The 15,563-nt window shown below is 63.0% G+C and carries 14 protein-coding genes and 1 pseudogene; 8 read left to right on the top strand and 7 right to left on the bottom strand.

The genetic code is table 11. The features are described from left to right. Positions 1 to 27: 27 nt before the first annotated feature. Positions 28 to 297 carry a DUF1488 family protein gene (locus NCR39_RS07155; protein ID WP_250451573.1) on the bottom strand — a complete coding sequence of 90 codons (270 nt, stop codon included), beginning with the start codon at positions 295 to 297 and terminating at the stop codon, positions 28 to 30. Between the two features lie 214 nt (positions 298 to 511). Beyond that, on the bottom strand, positions 512 to 733 hold the full coding sequence (locus tag NCR39_RS07150; protein WP_250451572.1) for an FmdB family zinc ribbon protein: 222 nt from the start codon (positions 731 to 733) through the stop codon (positions 512 to 514). Positions 734 to 867: 134 nt separating this feature from the next. Between NCR39_RS07150 and NCR39_RS07145 the strand changes: the two genes are divergently transcribed. Continuing rightward, a complete protein-coding gene (locus NCR39_RS07145; protein ID WP_250451571.1) occupies positions 868 to 1,413 on the top strand; it encodes a DUF4142 domain-containing protein in 546 nt (181 codons plus the stop codon). Positions 1,414 to 1,460: 47 nt separating this feature from the next. Here NCR39_RS07145 and NCR39_RS07140 read toward each other — a convergent pair whose 3' ends face one another. Further along, positions 1,461 to 2,162 carry a carbonic anhydrase gene (locus tag NCR39_RS07140; protein ID WP_250451570.1) on the bottom strand — a complete coding sequence of 234 codons (702 nt, stop codon included), beginning with the start codon at positions 2,160 to 2,162 and terminating at the stop codon, positions 1,461 to 1,463. Between the two features lie 250 nt (positions 2,163 to 2,412). Here NCR39_RS07140 and NCR39_RS07135 point away from each other — a divergent pair. The 3 genes and pseudogenes from NCR39_RS07135 to NCR39_RS07125 all read left to right on the top strand — a co-directional run bounded on the left by NCR39_RS07135 (position 2,413) and on the right by NCR39_RS07125 (position 5,991). Then, positions 2,413 to 4,998 (top strand): annotated as a pseudogene (locus NCR39_RS07135) (tetratricopeptide repeat protein). Positions 4,999 to 5,150: 152 nt separating this feature from the next. Continuing rightward, complete coding sequence (locus NCR39_RS07130; RefSeq protein WP_040048461.1) at positions 5,151 to 5,441, top strand: TFIIB-type zinc ribbon-containing protein; 291 nt, start codon at positions 5,151 to 5,153, stop codon at positions 5,439 to 5,441. 31 nt (positions 5,442 to 5,472) lie between these two features. Next, positions 5,473 to 5,991, top strand: coding sequence for a CBS domain-containing protein (locus NCR39_RS07125; RefSeq protein ID WP_250451648.1), 519 nt, complete (start codon positions 5,473 to 5,475; stop codon positions 5,989 to 5,991). A 16-nt stretch (positions 5,992 to 6,007) separates the two neighbouring features. Here the strand turns inward: NCR39_RS07125 and NCR39_RS07120 are convergent, their stop codons facing one another. Continuing rightward, positions 6,008 to 6,784 carry a hypothetical protein gene (locus NCR39_RS07120; RefSeq protein WP_250451569.1) on the bottom strand — a complete coding sequence of 259 codons (777 nt, stop codon included), beginning with the start codon at positions 6,782 to 6,784 and terminating at the stop codon, positions 6,008 to 6,010. 617 nt (positions 6,785 to 7,401) lie between these two features. Between NCR39_RS07120 and NCR39_RS07115 the strand changes: the two genes are divergently transcribed. The 3 genes from NCR39_RS07115 (at position 7,402) to NCR39_RS07105 (ending at position 12,512) form a co-directional block, all read left to right on the top strand. Then, positions 7,402 to 8,742 carry an O-antigen ligase family protein gene (locus NCR39_RS07115; RefSeq protein WP_250451568.1) on the top strand — a complete coding sequence of 447 codons (1,341 nt, stop codon included), beginning with the start codon at positions 7,402 to 7,404 and terminating at the stop codon, positions 8,740 to 8,742. Positions 8,743 to 8,746: 4 nt separating this feature from the next. After that, on the top strand, positions 8,747 to 10,054 hold the full coding sequence (locus NCR39_RS07110) for a cellulase family glycosylhydrolase (RefSeq protein WP_250451567.1): 1,308 nt from the start codon (positions 8,747 to 8,749) through the stop codon (positions 10,052 to 10,054). Positions 10,055 to 10,142: 88 nt separating this feature from the next. Further along, positions 10,143 to 12,512 (top strand): polysaccharide biosynthesis tyrosine autokinase, encoded by a 2,370-nt coding sequence (locus tag NCR39_RS07105; RefSeq protein ID WP_250451566.1) that lies wholly within the window; start codon positions 10,143 to 10,145, stop codon positions 12,510 to 12,512. Positions 12,513 to 12,584: 72 nt separating this feature from the next. On the opposite strand, the gene NCR39_RS07100 is transcribed toward NCR39_RS07105, so the two are convergent. The 3 genes from NCR39_RS07100 to NCR39_RS07090 all read right to left on the bottom strand — a co-directional run bounded on the left by NCR39_RS07100 (position 12,585) and on the right by NCR39_RS07090 (position 15,124). Continuing rightward, positions 12,585 to 13,520 carry a glycosyltransferase family 9 protein gene (locus NCR39_RS07100; protein WP_250451565.1) on the bottom strand — a complete coding sequence of 312 codons (936 nt, stop codon included), beginning with the start codon at positions 13,518 to 13,520 and terminating at the stop codon, positions 12,585 to 12,587. A 640-nt stretch (positions 13,521 to 14,160) separates the two neighbouring features. Then, positions 14,161 to 14,694 carry a response regulator gene (locus tag NCR39_RS07095; protein WP_250451564.1) on the bottom strand — a complete coding sequence of 178 codons (534 nt, stop codon included), beginning with the start codon at positions 14,692 to 14,694 and terminating at the stop codon, positions 14,161 to 14,163. 259 nt (positions 14,695 to 14,953) lie between these two features. Continuing rightward, positions 14,954 to 15,124 carry a hypothetical protein gene (locus NCR39_RS07090; RefSeq protein WP_250451563.1) on the bottom strand — a complete coding sequence of 57 codons (171 nt, stop codon included), beginning with the start codon at positions 15,122 to 15,124 and terminating at the stop codon, positions 14,954 to 14,956. A 149-nt stretch (positions 15,125 to 15,273) separates the two neighbouring features. Between NCR39_RS07090 and NCR39_RS07085 the strand changes: the two genes are divergently transcribed. After that, a complete protein-coding gene (locus tag NCR39_RS07085) occupies positions 15,274 to 15,423 on the top strand; it encodes a hypothetical protein (RefSeq protein WP_250451562.1) in 150 nt (49 codons plus the stop codon). Positions 15,424 to 15,563 lie beyond the last annotated feature (140 nt).

Here is a 15,563-nt window from a genome sequence, read left to right as displayed (position 1 = left end):
CCAAACGCGGTCCGGCCGATACAGCCGTTAACTGCGTCGATTGAAATCGTTCGTTTCGAGTTCGACGGATTGGCCGCCATTGCGCTCGAGCGTCCGCCGCGCGGCTTCCTCGATTTCCACGCGCCCGCCTTCGAACGCGCTCAGCATCGAATGCGACGACGTACCGGCGTTGCCGAAGTGATCGTTGAGCGCGTCGAGAGAAACGCTGCACCAGACTTCGCGTCCGTCGACGGTTGCTTCGAATGCGACTCGCGCCGCCGCCACGACGTGACGCCGCCCGCTGAACTCAATCGCCATCCTTCACCTCCTGTTTTCGTTGGGGAAACGCTGACCGCAGTGTGTGCGACGAACCTGCAAGCCGGCGCATGAAGCGCAATGTCTTCGCGGGCCTTTGAGCGTGGAGCGAAGTGCCGATTTGCATGATACGCCGCGCGGCGCGTTCCGGATGGTTTGCAACGGCCATGCCCGCCGCGCCCGAAACATGGCCGCGCGTTCGCAAGCGATGGCCGTTTCAGCAACAGGAACAGCCGCCGACGTGACGCATGCCGTAGCCGCCGACGTTCTCGGATGCGAGCGAGTCCTTGCCGCTGCCGCCCACGGTCGGCGCGCCGATCGTCACGCGTCCGGCAATCTCGCCGCAACCGGGACAGGAAGCGGGGTCATCGCGTTCGGCGATGCGTCGCACTGCTTCGAAGGTGCCGCATCGCGCGCACTCGTAGTCATAAACGGGCATGGGATTTTTTTATCGCGGAAGGGAATGAGAACAGTGTAGCAAGCCGTATCCGCAGCAAGAGGCATTCCGCTCGAACGAATGCGTGGCATCGCTATTGCTGAATGAGCGGGTAATCAACGCCAAAGGAGGCCTCAATGAAACGCAATGCAGTTCTGCTCACCGCGCTGGCATCGGCGCTCTTTGCCGCGGCGCCGTCCGTCACGCTCGCGCAGACGCAGGCGGCCAGCACGACGATGGCCAACGATTTGCCCGCGCAGGACAAGGAATTCGTGCAGGCGGCGTCGATGTCCGGCTCGACCGAAATCGATGCGGCCAAGCTCGCGACGAAGCAGTCGCAGGACAAGGACGTGAAGAACTTCGCGCATCACATGATGCTCGATCACACCAAGCTCACGTTGCAACTCAAGATGGCTGCGCCCCATGGCGTGACCGTTCCGAAGGACAACTCGGATACCGCCGTGCTCGATTCGCTGAAGGGCCTGAAGGGCAAGGAATTCGATACGGCCTATATCCAGAAGGTCGGTGTCGAGGGTCACCAGAAGGCTGTCGAGGCGTTCCAGAAGGAAGCGCAAGACGGCCAGAACGCCGACCTGAAGAAGGCGGCTCAGAAGGCGCTGCCGACCATCCAGCAGCACTTGAAGATGGCGCAGGATCTCGCGGCCAAGAAGGGCGTGCAGTAAGCAGCCGGTGAACGGCGCGGCGGCAGGCCGCGCCGTGATGAACGCGCTTAAGCCGCGCCTTGGCGCAGCAGACGCTCGCGCGCTTCGGGAATCGATTCGAAGCCGCCGCCGCCTTCGTCGAAAATCGACACTTCACCTTGCCCGATGTCGTAGACCCAGCCCTGCACCTGAAGTTGTTTTAGCGCAAGCCGCCCGGCCACCGCCGGATGCGTGCGCAAATGCGTGAGCTGCAGCCGGATGTTCTCCTCGACCATCGCCTGCACGACGCGCGCTTCTTCCAGCTTTCGCGCCATCACGACGCTGCGCGCGGCTTCCGCGTTGCGCAGCCAGGCGTGCACCGTCGGCATTTCATCGGCGATGGTCGCGCCCGATGCGAGGCCTTTCATCGCGCCGCAGTCCGAGTGGCCGCAAATCACGATCTGCCGCACGTTCAGCGCGAGCACCGCGAACTCCACCACCGCCGAGACGCCGCCGAGCATTTCGCCGTACGCCGGCACAATATTGCCGATGTTGCGGCACACGAACAGCTCGCCGGGTCGCGTCTGCGTGATCATCTCGGGCGACACGCGCGAGTCGGCACAGGTGATGAAAAGCGTATGCGGCGTCTGCCGGTGCGCGAGGCTCTTGAAGAGCGCTTCGCTGTCGGGAAACACGAAGCGGCTGAAATCTTCGGCGCCTTGCAAAAGGTAGAGCAGGTCGGGCCGATCGGAGCCTTCGCGTTCTTCGGTCATCGTGGATTTATCGGACATGGGGGCCCTTGAAGTGCGGATTGGCGCGGATTGGCGAGCAGCCGCCCGCCGCCAATCGAGAGCTTGCGGGGTTTTGAGATGATGTGCAAGTCGTTGAACGTGGCGAAGCGCGAATGCGGCGCGTTTTCGCGCTGTTTCACCGCTGTTTCGCCTTTTGCACGGCTTTATAGTTCTTGACGATTCCGCCTGGCGCGTCTGCTAGTTTTACCCTTTGGCAATCATCGAAACACGCGTCGTTCGCGCTTCGCTCATGCAATTCCATTCCAATCCTTACGATACCGCCGTCGCCCTTTATTCGAACGGCGATTTTCAGCAAGCGCTGCACGCATTGAATCCCTTGATCGCCGTATCGGCTGCGAACGCCGAAGCGCTCAATCTGGCCGCCATTTGCTGCTATCGATTAAACCGGCTCGACGATGCGGAAAGTCATTGGCGCCGCACCATCGACGATTATCCGGATCACGCGGGCAGTTATGGCAATCTCGCCAATCTGCTGATGTCGCAAGGGCGCGTCGCGGACGCGGAATCGGTTTATCGGCGGGCGATTCTCATTCGGCCGGATTTTTCCGAAGCGCATTACAACCTCGGCAATCTGCTGCGCCAGCTCGGGCGGCCGGACGAGGCCGAAGCGTGTTTGCGCGAGGCGCTGCGCGGTCGTCCGGATCTCGCCGAAGCGCATTACAACCTCGCGAACCTTTTGTCGGCCCGAGGACGTTTCGCCGAAGCGCAAGCCGCGTATCGCGATGCGACGGCCGCACGTCCCGATTACGCGGAAGCGCACAACAATCTCGGCAACATGCTGCGCGAACAGGGCCGGCTGGACGAGGCGCGCGGGGCGCTGCGTCGCGCGGTGCGGGCGCGCCCCGGCTTCGAACTGGCGCATCACAATCTGGGACTGCTGCTGCAACAGAGCGGCAAGTACGCGCGGGCGCTGGCTTTCCACCGGCGCGCGACCGAACTGCGCCCCGACTACGTGGAGGCGCATTGCGGGCTCGGCCGGTCGCTGACGTCGCTTGGCCGGTTCGCGGAGGCCGAAGCCGCGTTCCGCGCGGCGCTCGCCATTCGCGCTGATGACGCCGACGCCATCATGGGACTGGCGCGCGTGCAGCGGGAACTCGGGCGGCCCGACGACGCGGAGCGCGCGGATCGGAAAGTCATCGCTTTGCAGCCAGATAATGCCGACGCGCGCGCCTGCCTCGCCGATACGCTTCACGCGCGAGGACGGCCGCACGAAGCCGAAGCGGCGTACCGCGCGGCGCTCGCGATGCGCCCGGACAACGCCGAGTGGCATTACAACCTCGGCGTGCTGCTGGGCGCGGAGGGGCGTTTGGTTGACGCGGAAGCGGCGTATCGACGGGTCATCGCGCTTCGCCCCGATCATGCGCATGCGCTTACGAACCTGGGCCGCGTCGTGCGCGATCTGGACCGGCTGGCCGAGGCCGAGTCGCTGCTGCGCCGGTCGATCGCCATCTGCCCGGATTCCGCCGAAGCGCACAACAATCTCGCGAGCGTGCTGAAGGACATGAGCCGCATGGACGAAGCCATCGACGCGTTTCGCCGCGCGGTGGCGTGCGCCCCGGGCAACGAATGCGTGCATCGCAATCTCAACTATGCATTGACCTATCACGCCGAGACGCCGAAAGAGATTCTCGACGAATGCCTGCGCTTTGCCGCGCGACACGAAGCGCCGCTCTTCGACGCGCACGCGCGCTACGCGAATGACCGCTCGCCTGCGCGGCGGCTGAAGATCGGCTACGTCGCGCCGGATTTTCGCGCGCATTGCCAGTCGATGTTCACGGCGCCGGTGCTCGCGCAGCACGATCATGCATCGTTCGAAATCGTCTGCTATGCGAGCGTCAGGCAGCCCGACGAGATCACGCAGTTCATGCGCCCGATGGCCGACGTCTGGCGCGACGTCCATGCGCTCGACGACGCGCAGCTCGCACAGACGATTCGCGACGATGGCATCGACGTGCTCGTCGATCTGACGATGCACATGGCGTCCGGCCGCCCGCTGCTGTTTGCGCGACGCCCCGCGCCGGTGCAGGTGCAATGGCTCGCGTATCCGGGCACGACGGGCAGCCGCGCGATTCGCTATCGCCTGACCGATCCGTGGATCGATCCGCCCGGCCGATCGACGAGCGAGCGCTATAGCGAGGAATCCGTCTGGCTGCCCGAGACGTTCTGGTGTTTCGACCCGCGTGTGACGTCGCCCGACGCGCCGGGCGTCGGACCATTGCCGGCCGAACGCAACGGCCATGTAACGTTCGGATTCCTGAATAATCCATGCAAGGCGTCGGCGCGCACGTTGCGCATGTGGGCGGCAATTCTCGCGGCGGTGCCGGATGCGCGCTTCGTTCTGCTGGCCGGAGCGGGGCCGCGCGAGCGCTTCGGCGAACGCCTGAGCGCGCTCGGCGTGGACATGTCGCGCGTGACGTTCGTCGGCTATCAGGACCGGGTGGCGTATCTGCGGACGTATCGCGACATCGACATCGGTCTCGATACGTTTCCGTACAACGGTCACACCACGAGTCTCGACGCGCTCTGGATGGGCGTGCCCGTGCCGTAGCGTGCGGGCGAGACGTCGTGCAGCCGCGCCGGACTCAGCCTGTTGATGAACCTCGGCGTGCCCGAACTCGTCGCGCATGACGACGACGCCTACGTCGATATCGTGACGCGTCTTGCGAACGATCGTCCGCGTCTTGCCGAGTTGCGCGCATCGCTGAGAGCGCGCCTCGAAGCATCGCCGATGATGAACGCCCCGCGCTTCACGCGCCATCTCGAAGACGCGTACCGCCGCATGTGGCGCGAGTGGTGCGCGTCATCCGCTGGCTGAGTCGTTGCATGAGTCGATGCATAAGATGCCGCCTGCGCATCGCGCACCGACACTTCGGTTTTTCCGAACCAATGCACCCGGATTCGTGCATTTCACGCCGTCGATCGTTCCGTTAGATTGGCTCCATTGAAAGCAATCGGAAAGGATTCGACATGAAATGCCCCGTCTGCCCCGCGACGGATCTGCTGATGACCGCGCGCGAAGGCATCGAAATCGACTATTGCCCGAACTGTCGCGGCGTGTGGCTCGACCGTGGCGAACTCGATCACCTCATCCGGCGCGACGAGCAGGTTTCCGTGCAGCAAGCGCAGCCTTACCCACGCGATCGCGACCGGCATCAGCACTATCGTCACGACGATCACCACTACGGCGACTCGAAAGGCCGGCACGGTTATCCGCGCCGCAAGAAGTCCTTTCTCGGCGAACTCTTCGACTTCGATTGATGCAGCGCAAATCATGCAACGGGAGAACGGCATGGCAACGGTGAAGCAAGTCCTGAAAGCGAAGACCGACAAGTCGGTCCATACCATCGGCGCGCAGGCGAGCGTCTTCGAGGCGATCGGCATGATGTCGCACGCGGGCGTCGGCGCACTCGTCGTGACGGCGAGCGGCGATCAGAACGGCGCGGTGCGCGGCATCGTGACGGAGCGGGACTATGCGCGCAAGGTGATCCTGCAGGACAAGGCGTCGCGCACGACGACGGTCGGCGAAATCATGACGTCGCCCGTCACGTCGATTAGTCTCCCCACGCGCACGGACGATTGCATGGCGTTGATGACGCACCATCGCATCCGTCATCTGCCGGTCATCGATGACGGGCGGCTCGTCGGCATGCTGTCGATCGGCGACATGGTGCGGCATCTCATCGACGAGCAGCAGTTCGCCATCGATCAGCTCGAAAGCTACGTGCGCGGGCCGCACCATGAAGCGCCGACATGCGCGCTCACGCGGCGCAGTCCGCTGCCGCAGACACTCGCGACGCGCCTCGTTTAGACGTCACGAGCAGGCATCACGTCACGTCGAGTTCGGCGGCCGGCTCGACGGGACGCACGGCTTCCTTCGGTAACGCCTTCTCGTTGCGGCGCAGCCGATTCACCTGCGCGAGTCCGAGCGAGAGACCCGGATCGAGGTAATGAATGACGAGACTGCGGCGCTCGCCCTGCAGCACGTCCAGGTTGCAGTGCTGCATCAGGAAGCCGTTGAACACATACACGCTGCCCGCCGTGCCGCGAATGCGATAACACTGGCCGCGTTCCAGATGACGTTGCGTGCGCGCCGCGCGAAGCGGGAAGGGCAGCGCGCGCTCGCCCCATTGCACGCTCTTGCGCAGGACGTTGTCGCGGCGTCGCGGAATGCCGCGCGGCTTCGGATAGACGATGAGATCGCCGCTGCGGTCATCGTCGCTTGCAGTTTGCAGCACGATCACGAGCGTGAGCACTTGCGAATCGAAATGCCGGCAATGACTGCCCGATGGCGACGTGCTGCTTCCCACGCGCAGACCGAACCACGGTCCCACGGTGCCTTCCACATGCATCGTCGACGACAGCCAGTTCGAAGCGGTGCGCACCGCCTCGCTTTCCAGCTCCCGAAACGCGACGTCGTCGCGCAACGTCCGCACGATGTCCTTCGCGTAGCCGAAGAACTGCTCGTGATCCGGCGTCGCGGCATAGGCGGCGTCGAGATTGCGGTTGATGGCTTCGAGCGTCGGCTGCGACACCATCGATTCGAAAATCGCGATCCCTCCTCGCGATGCCTGCGTCAGTGCGGCACGGTCCTGTGCATTCATAAAGCGCTCTCGGAAATGACGTGGATAAACGGCGATTCGCTCACGCGCGAGACTCGATAGAAAAGCTCATGCGAAGGCGGGCGGGTCGGGCGTCGAAATGAATCGATGCGCGTTCGTGCATGACGTCCGCCGTGTTGTCCACGCGTGCCTTCCGGTCTCGCTCATGGCGATTCTCGTTCTTGGTTTTGTCGGCTTGTCCCGCCCGCACCGGTTTCCCACGTCTCGGCGCATTTGTTAGGCAATCCTATGCGTGACGATTGCGCCGCAATGTACGACGACGCACGCACGTGCGTTTAGTCACGCCGACATGGTGCAAACACCGATTCCTGCGTCTTCAGCGCGGCTTATGTGCGCTGCCGCTCGTAGCGGCGATCGTGCGCACAAGCCGCGGCTTCCATATGCGCGCAAGCGGACAAAGCGGACGCGAACAGGGGTTCGCGCCGGACGAGATTCGTGCGTATGCGCACGGATCGCCGTGAACCGCATAGGTAAATTTGCGGGAACGGGGATGAGCCTGGCCAGGTTCGTCGGCAGTCACCCGAGCGTGCAAACAACAAGAGGCGGTCGATGCTTGCATTTCGCAAACGACGGCGCCCAACGACATGCGACGGTAATCAATGAACAGGGTATCGAACAGGGCTTCGCTCGAAGACAAGCTGTGGGTGGCGACTTTCATCGCCGCCGTGGGCAGCGACGTGCTCTCGGGTGTCGTCCGCTATTACACCTCAATGGTAGGCGTGCCGCAGGCCGCGTATCTTCCCAAGGCGCTGATGTTCGCGTGGGTGCTGTACACGCTTCTCCGGCGTCCCAAAGCGACTCATGCGTTCATCGCGCTGTACATGCTCGCGGAATCGTGCGTGTCGCTTTCGCATGGCGTGGCGCCTGAAGCGGTCGGCTTCTGGCTATGGACCATCATGCCGATGCTCTTCGCGCTCACCGCTTCGCCGCAAGCGCTCATGATGCTGAACGGGCGCGCGGCGACGACGGCATTCGCGGTGCTCGCCGCGCTATGCGGCATCGGCATTCTGGCGAACACCTTCATGCCGATGCCCTGGGTCGGCGTGAGCGTGTCGGTCGGCGGCCATAACGTGCGAGCCGCGGTGGCGTCGTATGTGGGCATGGCGTCGCGGCTCTCGGGATTCGGACGCGACAGCGCATCCACGGGGCTGATGGCCGGCCTTCTCACCACGTGGCTGCTCATGCGCACGCCCAAGCGCTGGATGCAGTGCGCGTTGCTCATAGCCGCCGGCGCGGCCATTCACGCGACGACCAACAAGACGGCGCCCGTGTCGCTCGCGCTCGTCGTCGCGGTGCATTGCCTTTTCTCGACGATGACCTTCAAGCGCGCGTGCCTGTGCGCGGCGGCGTTCGCCGTGGTGTTTCCGCTCGCTTCGTTCATCGCCGAGTTGATGTTCAATCTTTCCGGCACCGGTTTCACGACGCTCGCTTCGTTCCAGGACCGCATGTTCAATACGTGGCCGATCCTGCTCGAAGGGCTGCTGAAAGATAACCGGATATGGCTCGGGCTCGGGCCGGGCGGCTTCGGATCGGCGACGACGTATTACGAGAGCGCGTTCGGCTTCAACGTCGCGTATGCGGACAACACGGTGCTCTATGCGCTCGCGAGCTTCGGCTTCTTCGGCGCGGTGCTGCTCGTGGGATTCTTCGTGCGGCTGATGGTGCGCGCCGAGGCCAACGACCGGCCGTCGTGGGCGATGATGCTGTTCCTGCTCTTCGCGTGCGCGACGACCGACATCTGCGAATCGATCGGCTGCCTGCTGTTCCTCGGCATCACGATCAGCTATCTGCGCGAGAACGCGACGCTCACGCAACCGCACATCTGGCGCATGCCGGCGCGCTTCATGCCGGCCGGATGGCGCGCACGAAACATGGGCGCGCCGGGCACGACGGCCATGACCGTCATCGATACACAGCACGACGGCCTGCGGGGTCTCTGACGCCATGCGAACGAGCGGCACTTTCAGGCGGCGGCTGACCGTGGCCGCGTTGCTCGCCATGTGCGGCGCCATGCTGCCCGCATCGGCGACGCCGACGATCGCGCTTGACGGCTCCGCATCGTCGCTGGAACGTGCGTATGTCGCGGTGCCGGCGTTTGCATCGGCGAGGGCGAACACGGGCGTGGCGATCCACCAGATCGGCGATACGAAGCTGCTCGACGCCGTGAAGGACGTGGGCTTTTCGTTCGTGCGCACCGACCTGTTCTGGGAAGCCGTGCAGGCGCCGGATGGCTGGCATTTCGCGGGCTTCGACGGTCTCGTGAACAACCTGCGCGCACGCGGCCTCGGCGCGCTTTTCATACTCGGCTACAAGCATTACGCGTATAGCCCGAATCAGCCGCCGACGTCGCCGCCGCAGCTCGCCGCGTTCCGCACGTATGTCTACCAGGCGGCTTGGCGTTATCGCGATGCGCCGGTGCGCTTCGAAGTCTGGAACGAGCAGGACCACAAGGATTACTGGCTCGCGACGCCATCGCCATCGGCGTATCGCGCGTTGCTGGAAAGCGCCGTAAAAGCGGCGCGCTCGGCGAATCCCAACGTGGTCATTGCGACGGGCGGCGTGCAGCAGGTCGATCGCGGCTTCATTCGCGCGGTCGGCGACATCAGCGCGACGCAAACGGGCCCCGATGCAGTAAGCGTGCATCCGTATCGGCAAGAGGAGCCGGAGACCGTGCTCGCCGACTATCGCGAGTTGCGCCACGACTTGTCGGGCTATGCGAAACGTCCGCAAGTGTGGGCAACCGAATGGTCATACCCGAGCGTCGGATATCACTATGTAGCCGATATCGGCAATGGTCATTCGAGTGAAGCGCGCGCACGGCAAGCGAACCATGCGGTGCGCCTGCTGCTGATGAACTGGATCGCGCAAGTCGGGCTGACGTCGTACTACGACATGCGCAACGACGGCACCGACCCGAAGGAGATGGAACACAACTTCGGTCTGCTCGATGCAGCCAACGGCAAGCTGCCCGCGTATCACGCCGTGAAGCATCTCTTCGCATTCACGGCCAACGCGAAGAACGCGCGGTATTTCATCGACGAGAAAGAGCAAACGGCGGTGCTCAAGCTCGACGACGCGCATCGCACCAAGTATGTCGTCTGGTGCTATGGCGCGGGCAATGTCATGAATCTCGATGTATCGCGCTTACCGGCCGGCGCGGTCATCACGGATGTGTACGGCGCGCGGCGCAACGAGCGCAACGTGCTGGCAGTCACTGAAGCGCAGGGACCGGTGTTCATCACGGTCGATTAAAAGCGTCAAACGGCGTGCACGAGGGAACGCGCCGTCGTCGGTTGCGACCGACGTCTCAGGTCTTTTATTTCTTTGTTAGGGATATAACATGCTTTCATATAACATGCGCCCCGTCATGACGCCTGTACCGCAACGCGGCGACGGCCTGGCCGACTTGTGGCGCAGCGTCGTGCGTCACAAGACCTTGCTGGGCGCTGTCACCGGAACGTGTTGCGCAGCGGGCGTGCTCTACGTGCTGCTCGCCACGCCGCAATACCGCGCCGAAGCGCTGTTGCGCGTGCAAAGCAAGGCGGGCACGTCGATCAGCGCGCTGTCCGACGTCTCCGGCTCCATGGCCGCCGACGCTTCCGCCAGCGATGAAAGCGATGTGCTCACCTCGCGTTCGGTCGTGAGCGCGGCGATCGCGGCGACGGGCGCGGAAACCGTCGTCGAGACTCAAAGCCACTTCCCGCTGATCGGCAATTACCTGGCTTCGCGCCACGCAACCGACAACGAACTCGCGCCCGCGCTGTTCGGTCTCGATCAATACGCATGGGGCGGCGAGCGCCTCAAGCCCGGCGTCTTCACGGTGCCCGAGGCCGCGCTGAAGGCGAAGTTCCACGTGGTCGCGGGACAGGGCGGACGCTGGACGCTCTACGACAAGGACGACAACGCGCTCGCGCAAGGAAGCGTCGGCGAAACGGTGTCCTTCCAGGTCGATACGCCCGAAGGACGCGCGCCCGGCGAGCTGCGCATCGACACGTTGCGCGCGCGTCCCGGCGTGAGCTTCGAGCTGCGCAAATACTCGCAGCAAACGACTTTCGACAACGTGCTCGCGCGTCTGCGTACGGCCATTCCGCCGCGCGATTCGACGCTGCACGATCCGGCGCTGATCCGCCTCAGCTATCAGGCCGAATCGCCGCTCGTCGCGCAGGCGATGGTCAACGCGATCATCAAGACCTATCAGGAACGCGATGTCGAGCGCCGCGCCGCGCAAGCGCAGACGAGCCTCGGCTTCCTGAAGAAGCGCCTGCCCGCGCTGAAGAGCGATCTGGAGGCCGCGGAAAGCCGCCTGAACACGTTCCGCACGCAGACCGGCACCGTCGATATCGCGCAGCAGAACACCGCGCTCATCACGCGCATGAGCCGCCTCGAAGAGCAGCAGACGAATTTGCAGCTCGCGCTCGATGCCGCGCAGCATCGGTATCAGCCGGGCAACGAGAACTATCAGAGCGCGCTCACGCAGCTCAATCAGGTGAAGCATGAGATCGCGGAGACGTCGAAGATCGCGTCGAACCTGCCGACCGTGCAACGTCAATACGTGGAACTCGCACGCGATGTCGCCGTCACGACGCAGCTCTACACGAGCGTGCTCACCAACGCGCAGCAGCTCGAAGTCGCCGCCGCCAGCACGCCGCCGGGCATTGCCGTGGTCGACTGGGCGGTCGCGCCCGAGAAGCAGTCGTGGCCGCGCGGATGGATCGTGTTGCTCGGCTCCATTTTCGGCGGCCTGTTCGTGAGCACGGTGTCGATCTATCTGATCGCGTTGAATCGCAAGGAACTTCGGAGTCCGGAAGAAATCGACAACTTCTCGCAACTGCCGCGTCTTGCTGTCATCGCCCGTTCGACCGCCCAACTGAAGCAGGACGTGCGCGCGCTCACGCACAACGCCGCGCCCGCCAAGCTGCTCGCGATGACGAGCCCGACCGATCCGAGCATCGAAGCGCTGCGGTCGCTGCGCAGCAGCGTGCGTGCGATGCTGAGCGGCGCGCCGGTCCCGATGAATCATATGGGTCTGGGCGGCATGAACCCGTTCAGTCAGATCAACGCGATGCCGTTCAACGGCACCACGAGCGTGATGAATCCGTCGTACATCGCGGATCCGAATCAGCCCGGCGGCAAGGTGATTCTCTTCACCGGTCCGACGCAAGGCGTGGGCAAGAGCTTCGTGTCGTCGAACTTCGCGTATCTGCTGGCCGAAACGCGCGCATCCGTGTTGTTGATCGACGCCGACATGCGCCAAGGGCGGCTGCGTCATCTCGTCGATGGCCGCACGGGTCCGGGTCTCGCCGAAGTGCTGGAAGGCAGCGCGCGCGTCGACGAAGCGATCGTGCCGCTCGGCAACGGCGGGCTGTCGATCATGGATGCGGGCGCGGCGTATCCGGAGAACCCGGCGGAACTGCTCGGCCGCCCTGCGTTCCAGGAGACGCTCACGATGCTGCGCGACATCTACGACTACATCGTGATCGATTCGCCGCCGGTGCTGCCGGTCAGCGATGCGTTATCCATCGCCATGCAGAACTGCGACCTGGTGCTGCTCGTGTCGCGTGCGGATCGCACCGGTGCGCGGCAACTGGAGGAAACCTTGCGCCGTCTGGAGAACGTGGGCGCGAAGGTCGGCGGTCACGTGTTCAACGGCTTCGCGCCGGGACGTTACGGCGCGCGCGAGGAGTACGGGTTCAGGGCCGTGGCGCGTTAAGCATAGGCAATAAGCGTCAAGCAATAAGCGGTGAACGGGAAGGGCGGTCCGGCGGTTTCAGCGGACCGCCCTTCACACGTCTGCATGCAACAGCCGCTGCAACGTGGCGACGACATCGCTCCAACCGCCCAGTTCGGGCGCGCGCACGAGCCGCATGCTCGGATACCACGGCGTGGACGTCGCTGCATGCTCATAGCGCCATTCGGCGACCTGATTCAGGAACATGTAGCTGCGCTTGCCGAGCGCGCCCGCGATGTGGCTCAACCCGCCATCGTTGCCGACGAACGCATCCAATCTGTCGATGACCGCCGCCGACTGGCCGAGCGTCAGGTCGAGATCGAGCGTGGCGAAGCGGTCGAGATCCGCCGAACGCGGATCGTTCAGCCAGCGCCGGCGCTCGAAGCCGCGCTGCATGATGACCCAGTGGATATCGCCGGGGCTGTCGAATAGCGGGTCGAGATCGGGCAGACTCAGACTGCGATTGGCGAAGTTATTCGCCGATTCGCACGACGACCAGAACACGCCGACGCAGCGCCGTCCACGCGCGCGCTGCCAGATGCCATCGACGACGGCATCGACGCTCGACGGATCGGCCGGCTCGATGTACCGGCGCGATGGCGCGTAGCCCAGCGCGGGAAAGAGCGCGGTGAAGAGCGTGAACGGATCGGTCCACATGACGCTATCGCCGGACGGCGCGGTGAAACCGGCGTCGTGCATGGCGCGCGCAAACTCGGCCCGCTCGGGCTGCGGCATCGAGAGGCGAAAGAGGCGCGTGTCGTAATGCACCTCGACGCCCATCGCTTCGAGCGCCGCGATATAGCGCGCCCAGTTGATCAGGTCGCCATAGCCCGATGCGACCGGCTGGACGTGCATGCGTGCGGGCAGGGCGCGCTGGCCGGTCCAGTATTGCTCCAGATTGAGATGCGGAAAAAGCACGCGACGCGATTCGTTCGACGACCAGTATCGATGCATGCCGGAAACGCCGTGCGCAATGCCGTCGCGCCGCATGACACTGCGCGCCTGATGATGGCCGAGGACATAAGTCGAATGCTCGTCGAGACCTTCGGCCGTAAGACTGATAATCCGGTCGTCTTCACCGAGATAATGCCATCCATATACGCGCCATAAATAGGCGGCGATTGGTGCGGTGGCGGGTTTCTGCGCAAAAGATTCAATGGCAGCAAGCGCGACTTCCTTTAATCCGAGGTGCGCGCAAATGTCGCATAGACAGTGAATGTGAAAAGCGAATATGTCGAATTCATGCGTGAGCCTAAAGCATATATCGAGCGCTTTGTGAAACTGACCGGCGCGTAAATGCGTAACGGCGCGCCAATGCCAGTAATCGGCGGAATGACCGTCTGAAGCGAGGCGTTCATCGAGAAACCGGAAACATTCATCGATATTGCCTGCGTAAAGCGCTTGATTAAGGTCGTCGTATTGCCCGATCATGGTGTGACCCCGGAAAAGAATCGCTGCGCGCGATGAGGTGCGACTATGGCACGCTGATCGGAGAGTTGCACCTGCGGGATGGATTGTCGAAAAAATTTGACGATTATCGGATTATGCGCCTGACCGTGTGGAGGGCAGGGTGATCGTTCACGGGCTCCGGTGCGCCGGGCGGACGCCGCGCTCGGAGGCTGGTGCTTGTCTAGACCGGATTGCGCATGTTGCGTGCGGCGCGGAACATTACATCGATCTGCGGCGAGACACTGCCGAAAGCGCCATCCAACAAACGCTTGCCCAGATCGATCAAATCATCTAAATGGTCGCTCATGCTTCCGATTCCAATACGGTTCAGCAAGGCGATTTCCTCGAGAATGAGCGGATCTCGCAATGTAGTAACGAGCAAAATGGGGACGGTGGGAAACCGCCGTCGAAACTGAACGAGCAATTGCACGTTTCCGATATCCAGGTCAGGCTGTACAAACGCGGGATTCATGATCACCAGATCGACGATGCTGTATTCCAGGCAAGAAAGGAGCTGGGATTTGCCGGTTGCAATTTCGACCAGACTGTCAGGCGAACCAGCGCTGAGCAGATTCCTTATAGGCTCAGCAACTATCGGCATCGGTTCAGCAATGAGAATGCGGTGATGAACATGTCCCTGTTTCATTCGTGGCCTCACGGAGTGTTTGAAGATGATCCCGATCCCCAAACCGAGGATAACTGAGGAAATGCTCATGTACTATTAATTTCTTTTGATATTGCACTCTAAAAACAAAATCTCAATAAATTTTTAAAGATTTGCATGCTTATTGAACCATTCGCTGGATTTGACGCAGATAATCATGCCTAATCGGTGACAAAAAGCCGAGAGACTGGACGTAATCTCATGCGGATGGCGTTTTGAATCGCGCGAGCGCGTGAACGGCAAGGCGTTGCGCGCCCGTTTCGCAGGTTCGGTGCGGACAATCGGGCGACGGAAAACCGCGCCGTACTTGCTAGCGGCCGTTCTCGTCAACCGGCGGCACGCCCGCGGGACTCGGCGGATCGCGCAGTTCGGCGTCTTCGCCGGGACGGTGCGGCGGATCTTCGGGCTGCGCCGGACCGAGGTCGGTCAGGCCTTCCGAATCGATCGGGTTCTGAGGCGGATTGCTGTTTTCAGCGGACATGAGCGGCTCCGGTTTCTGAACGTCATGGTGAAAGGCTTGCGGATGGTCCAGTTCAGCAAATCGCGTTCCGTCGCGGGCATTCTTCGTGCTGTCCGTGTCGTGCGCGATCGAGCGCGGCTGTCACACTTACGCACGGATTGGAGATCATCATGACGATTCCGCAGAACGAACCCGGCACCGATGTCGTCGATACTGACAAGGCGAAGCAACCGGCGCCGACGCCCGAGAAGTCCAACGAAGACTTGCCGCTCACCGAAGCCGATGACGGCAACACCCGCACACCGACGAACCCGGCGTAAAGCGTTCGAGCGCAGGCGGCCGCGCTTGGGAGGCCGCTTCAGTCATGTAGTCAGCCGTTACTATGTCACGGCCAAATACAAATGTCGGGGTGCGGGCCAAATACAGATGTCGTATCTATCCAGGATTTTTGCGCTCACGC

The sequence above is a fragment of the Caballeronia sp. ATUFL_M2_KS44 genome, from assembly GCF_023630965.1.
In the GTDB taxonomy this organism is placed as follows: Bacteria; Pseudomonadota; Gammaproteobacteria; order Burkholderiales; family Burkholderiaceae; genus Caballeronia; species Caballeronia concitans.
Note: the sequence above shows the minus strand (reverse complement) of the source record. Positions and strands in the feature narration are given on the sequence as shown.

Coding starts and splice junctions, on each gene's coding strand:
- NCR39_RS07145 (WP_250451571.1), top strand. CDS start 868: ATGAAACGCAATGCAGTTCTGCTCACCGCGCTGGCATCGGCGCTCTTT.
- NCR39_RS07150 (WP_250451572.1), bottom strand. CDS start 733: ATGCCCGTTTATGACTACGAGTGCGCGCGATGCGGCACCTTCGAAGCA.
- NCR39_RS07100 (WP_250451565.1), bottom strand. CDS start 13,520: ATGCGGCGCGACGGCATTGCGCACGGCGTTTCCGGCATGCATCGATAC.
- NCR39_RS07090 (WP_250451563.1), bottom strand. CDS start 15,124: ATGTCCGCTGAAAACAGCAATCCGCCTCAGAACCCGATCGATTCGGAA.
- NCR39_RS07110 (WP_250451567.1), top strand. CDS start 8,747: ATGCGAACGAGCGGCACTTTCAGGCGGCGGCTGACCGTGGCCGCGTTG.
- NCR39_RS07095 (WP_250451564.1), bottom strand. CDS start 14,694: ATGAGCATTTCCTCAGTTATCCTCGGTTTGGGGATCGGGATCATCTTC.
- NCR39_RS07105 (WP_250451566.1), top strand. CDS start 10,143: ATGCTTTCATATAACATGCGCCCCGTCATGACGCCTGTACCGCAACGC.
- NCR39_RS07155 (WP_250451573.1), bottom strand. CDS start 297: ATGGCGATTGAGTTCAGCGGGCGGCGTCACGTCGTGGCGGCGGCGCGA.
- NCR39_RS07140 (WP_250451570.1), bottom strand. CDS start 2,162: ATGTCCGATAAATCCACGATGACCGAAGAACGCGAAGGCTCCGATCGG.
- NCR39_RS07125 (WP_250451648.1), top strand. CDS start 5,473: ATGGCAACGGTGAAGCAAGTCCTGAAAGCGAAGACCGACAAGTCGGTC.
- NCR39_RS07120 (WP_250451569.1), bottom strand. CDS start 6,784: ATGAATGCACAGGACCGTGCCGCACTGACGCAGGCATCGCGAGGAGGG.
- NCR39_RS07115 (WP_250451568.1), top strand. CDS start 7,402: ATGAACAGGGTATCGAACAGGGCTTCGCTCGAAGACAAGCTGTGGGTG.
- NCR39_RS07130 (WP_040048461.1), top strand. CDS start 5,151: ATGAAATGCCCCGTCTGCCCCGCGACGGATCTGCTGATGACCGCGCGC.
- NCR39_RS07085 (WP_250451562.1), top strand. CDS start 15,274: ATGACGATTCCGCAGAACGAACCCGGCACCGATGTCGTCGATACTGAC.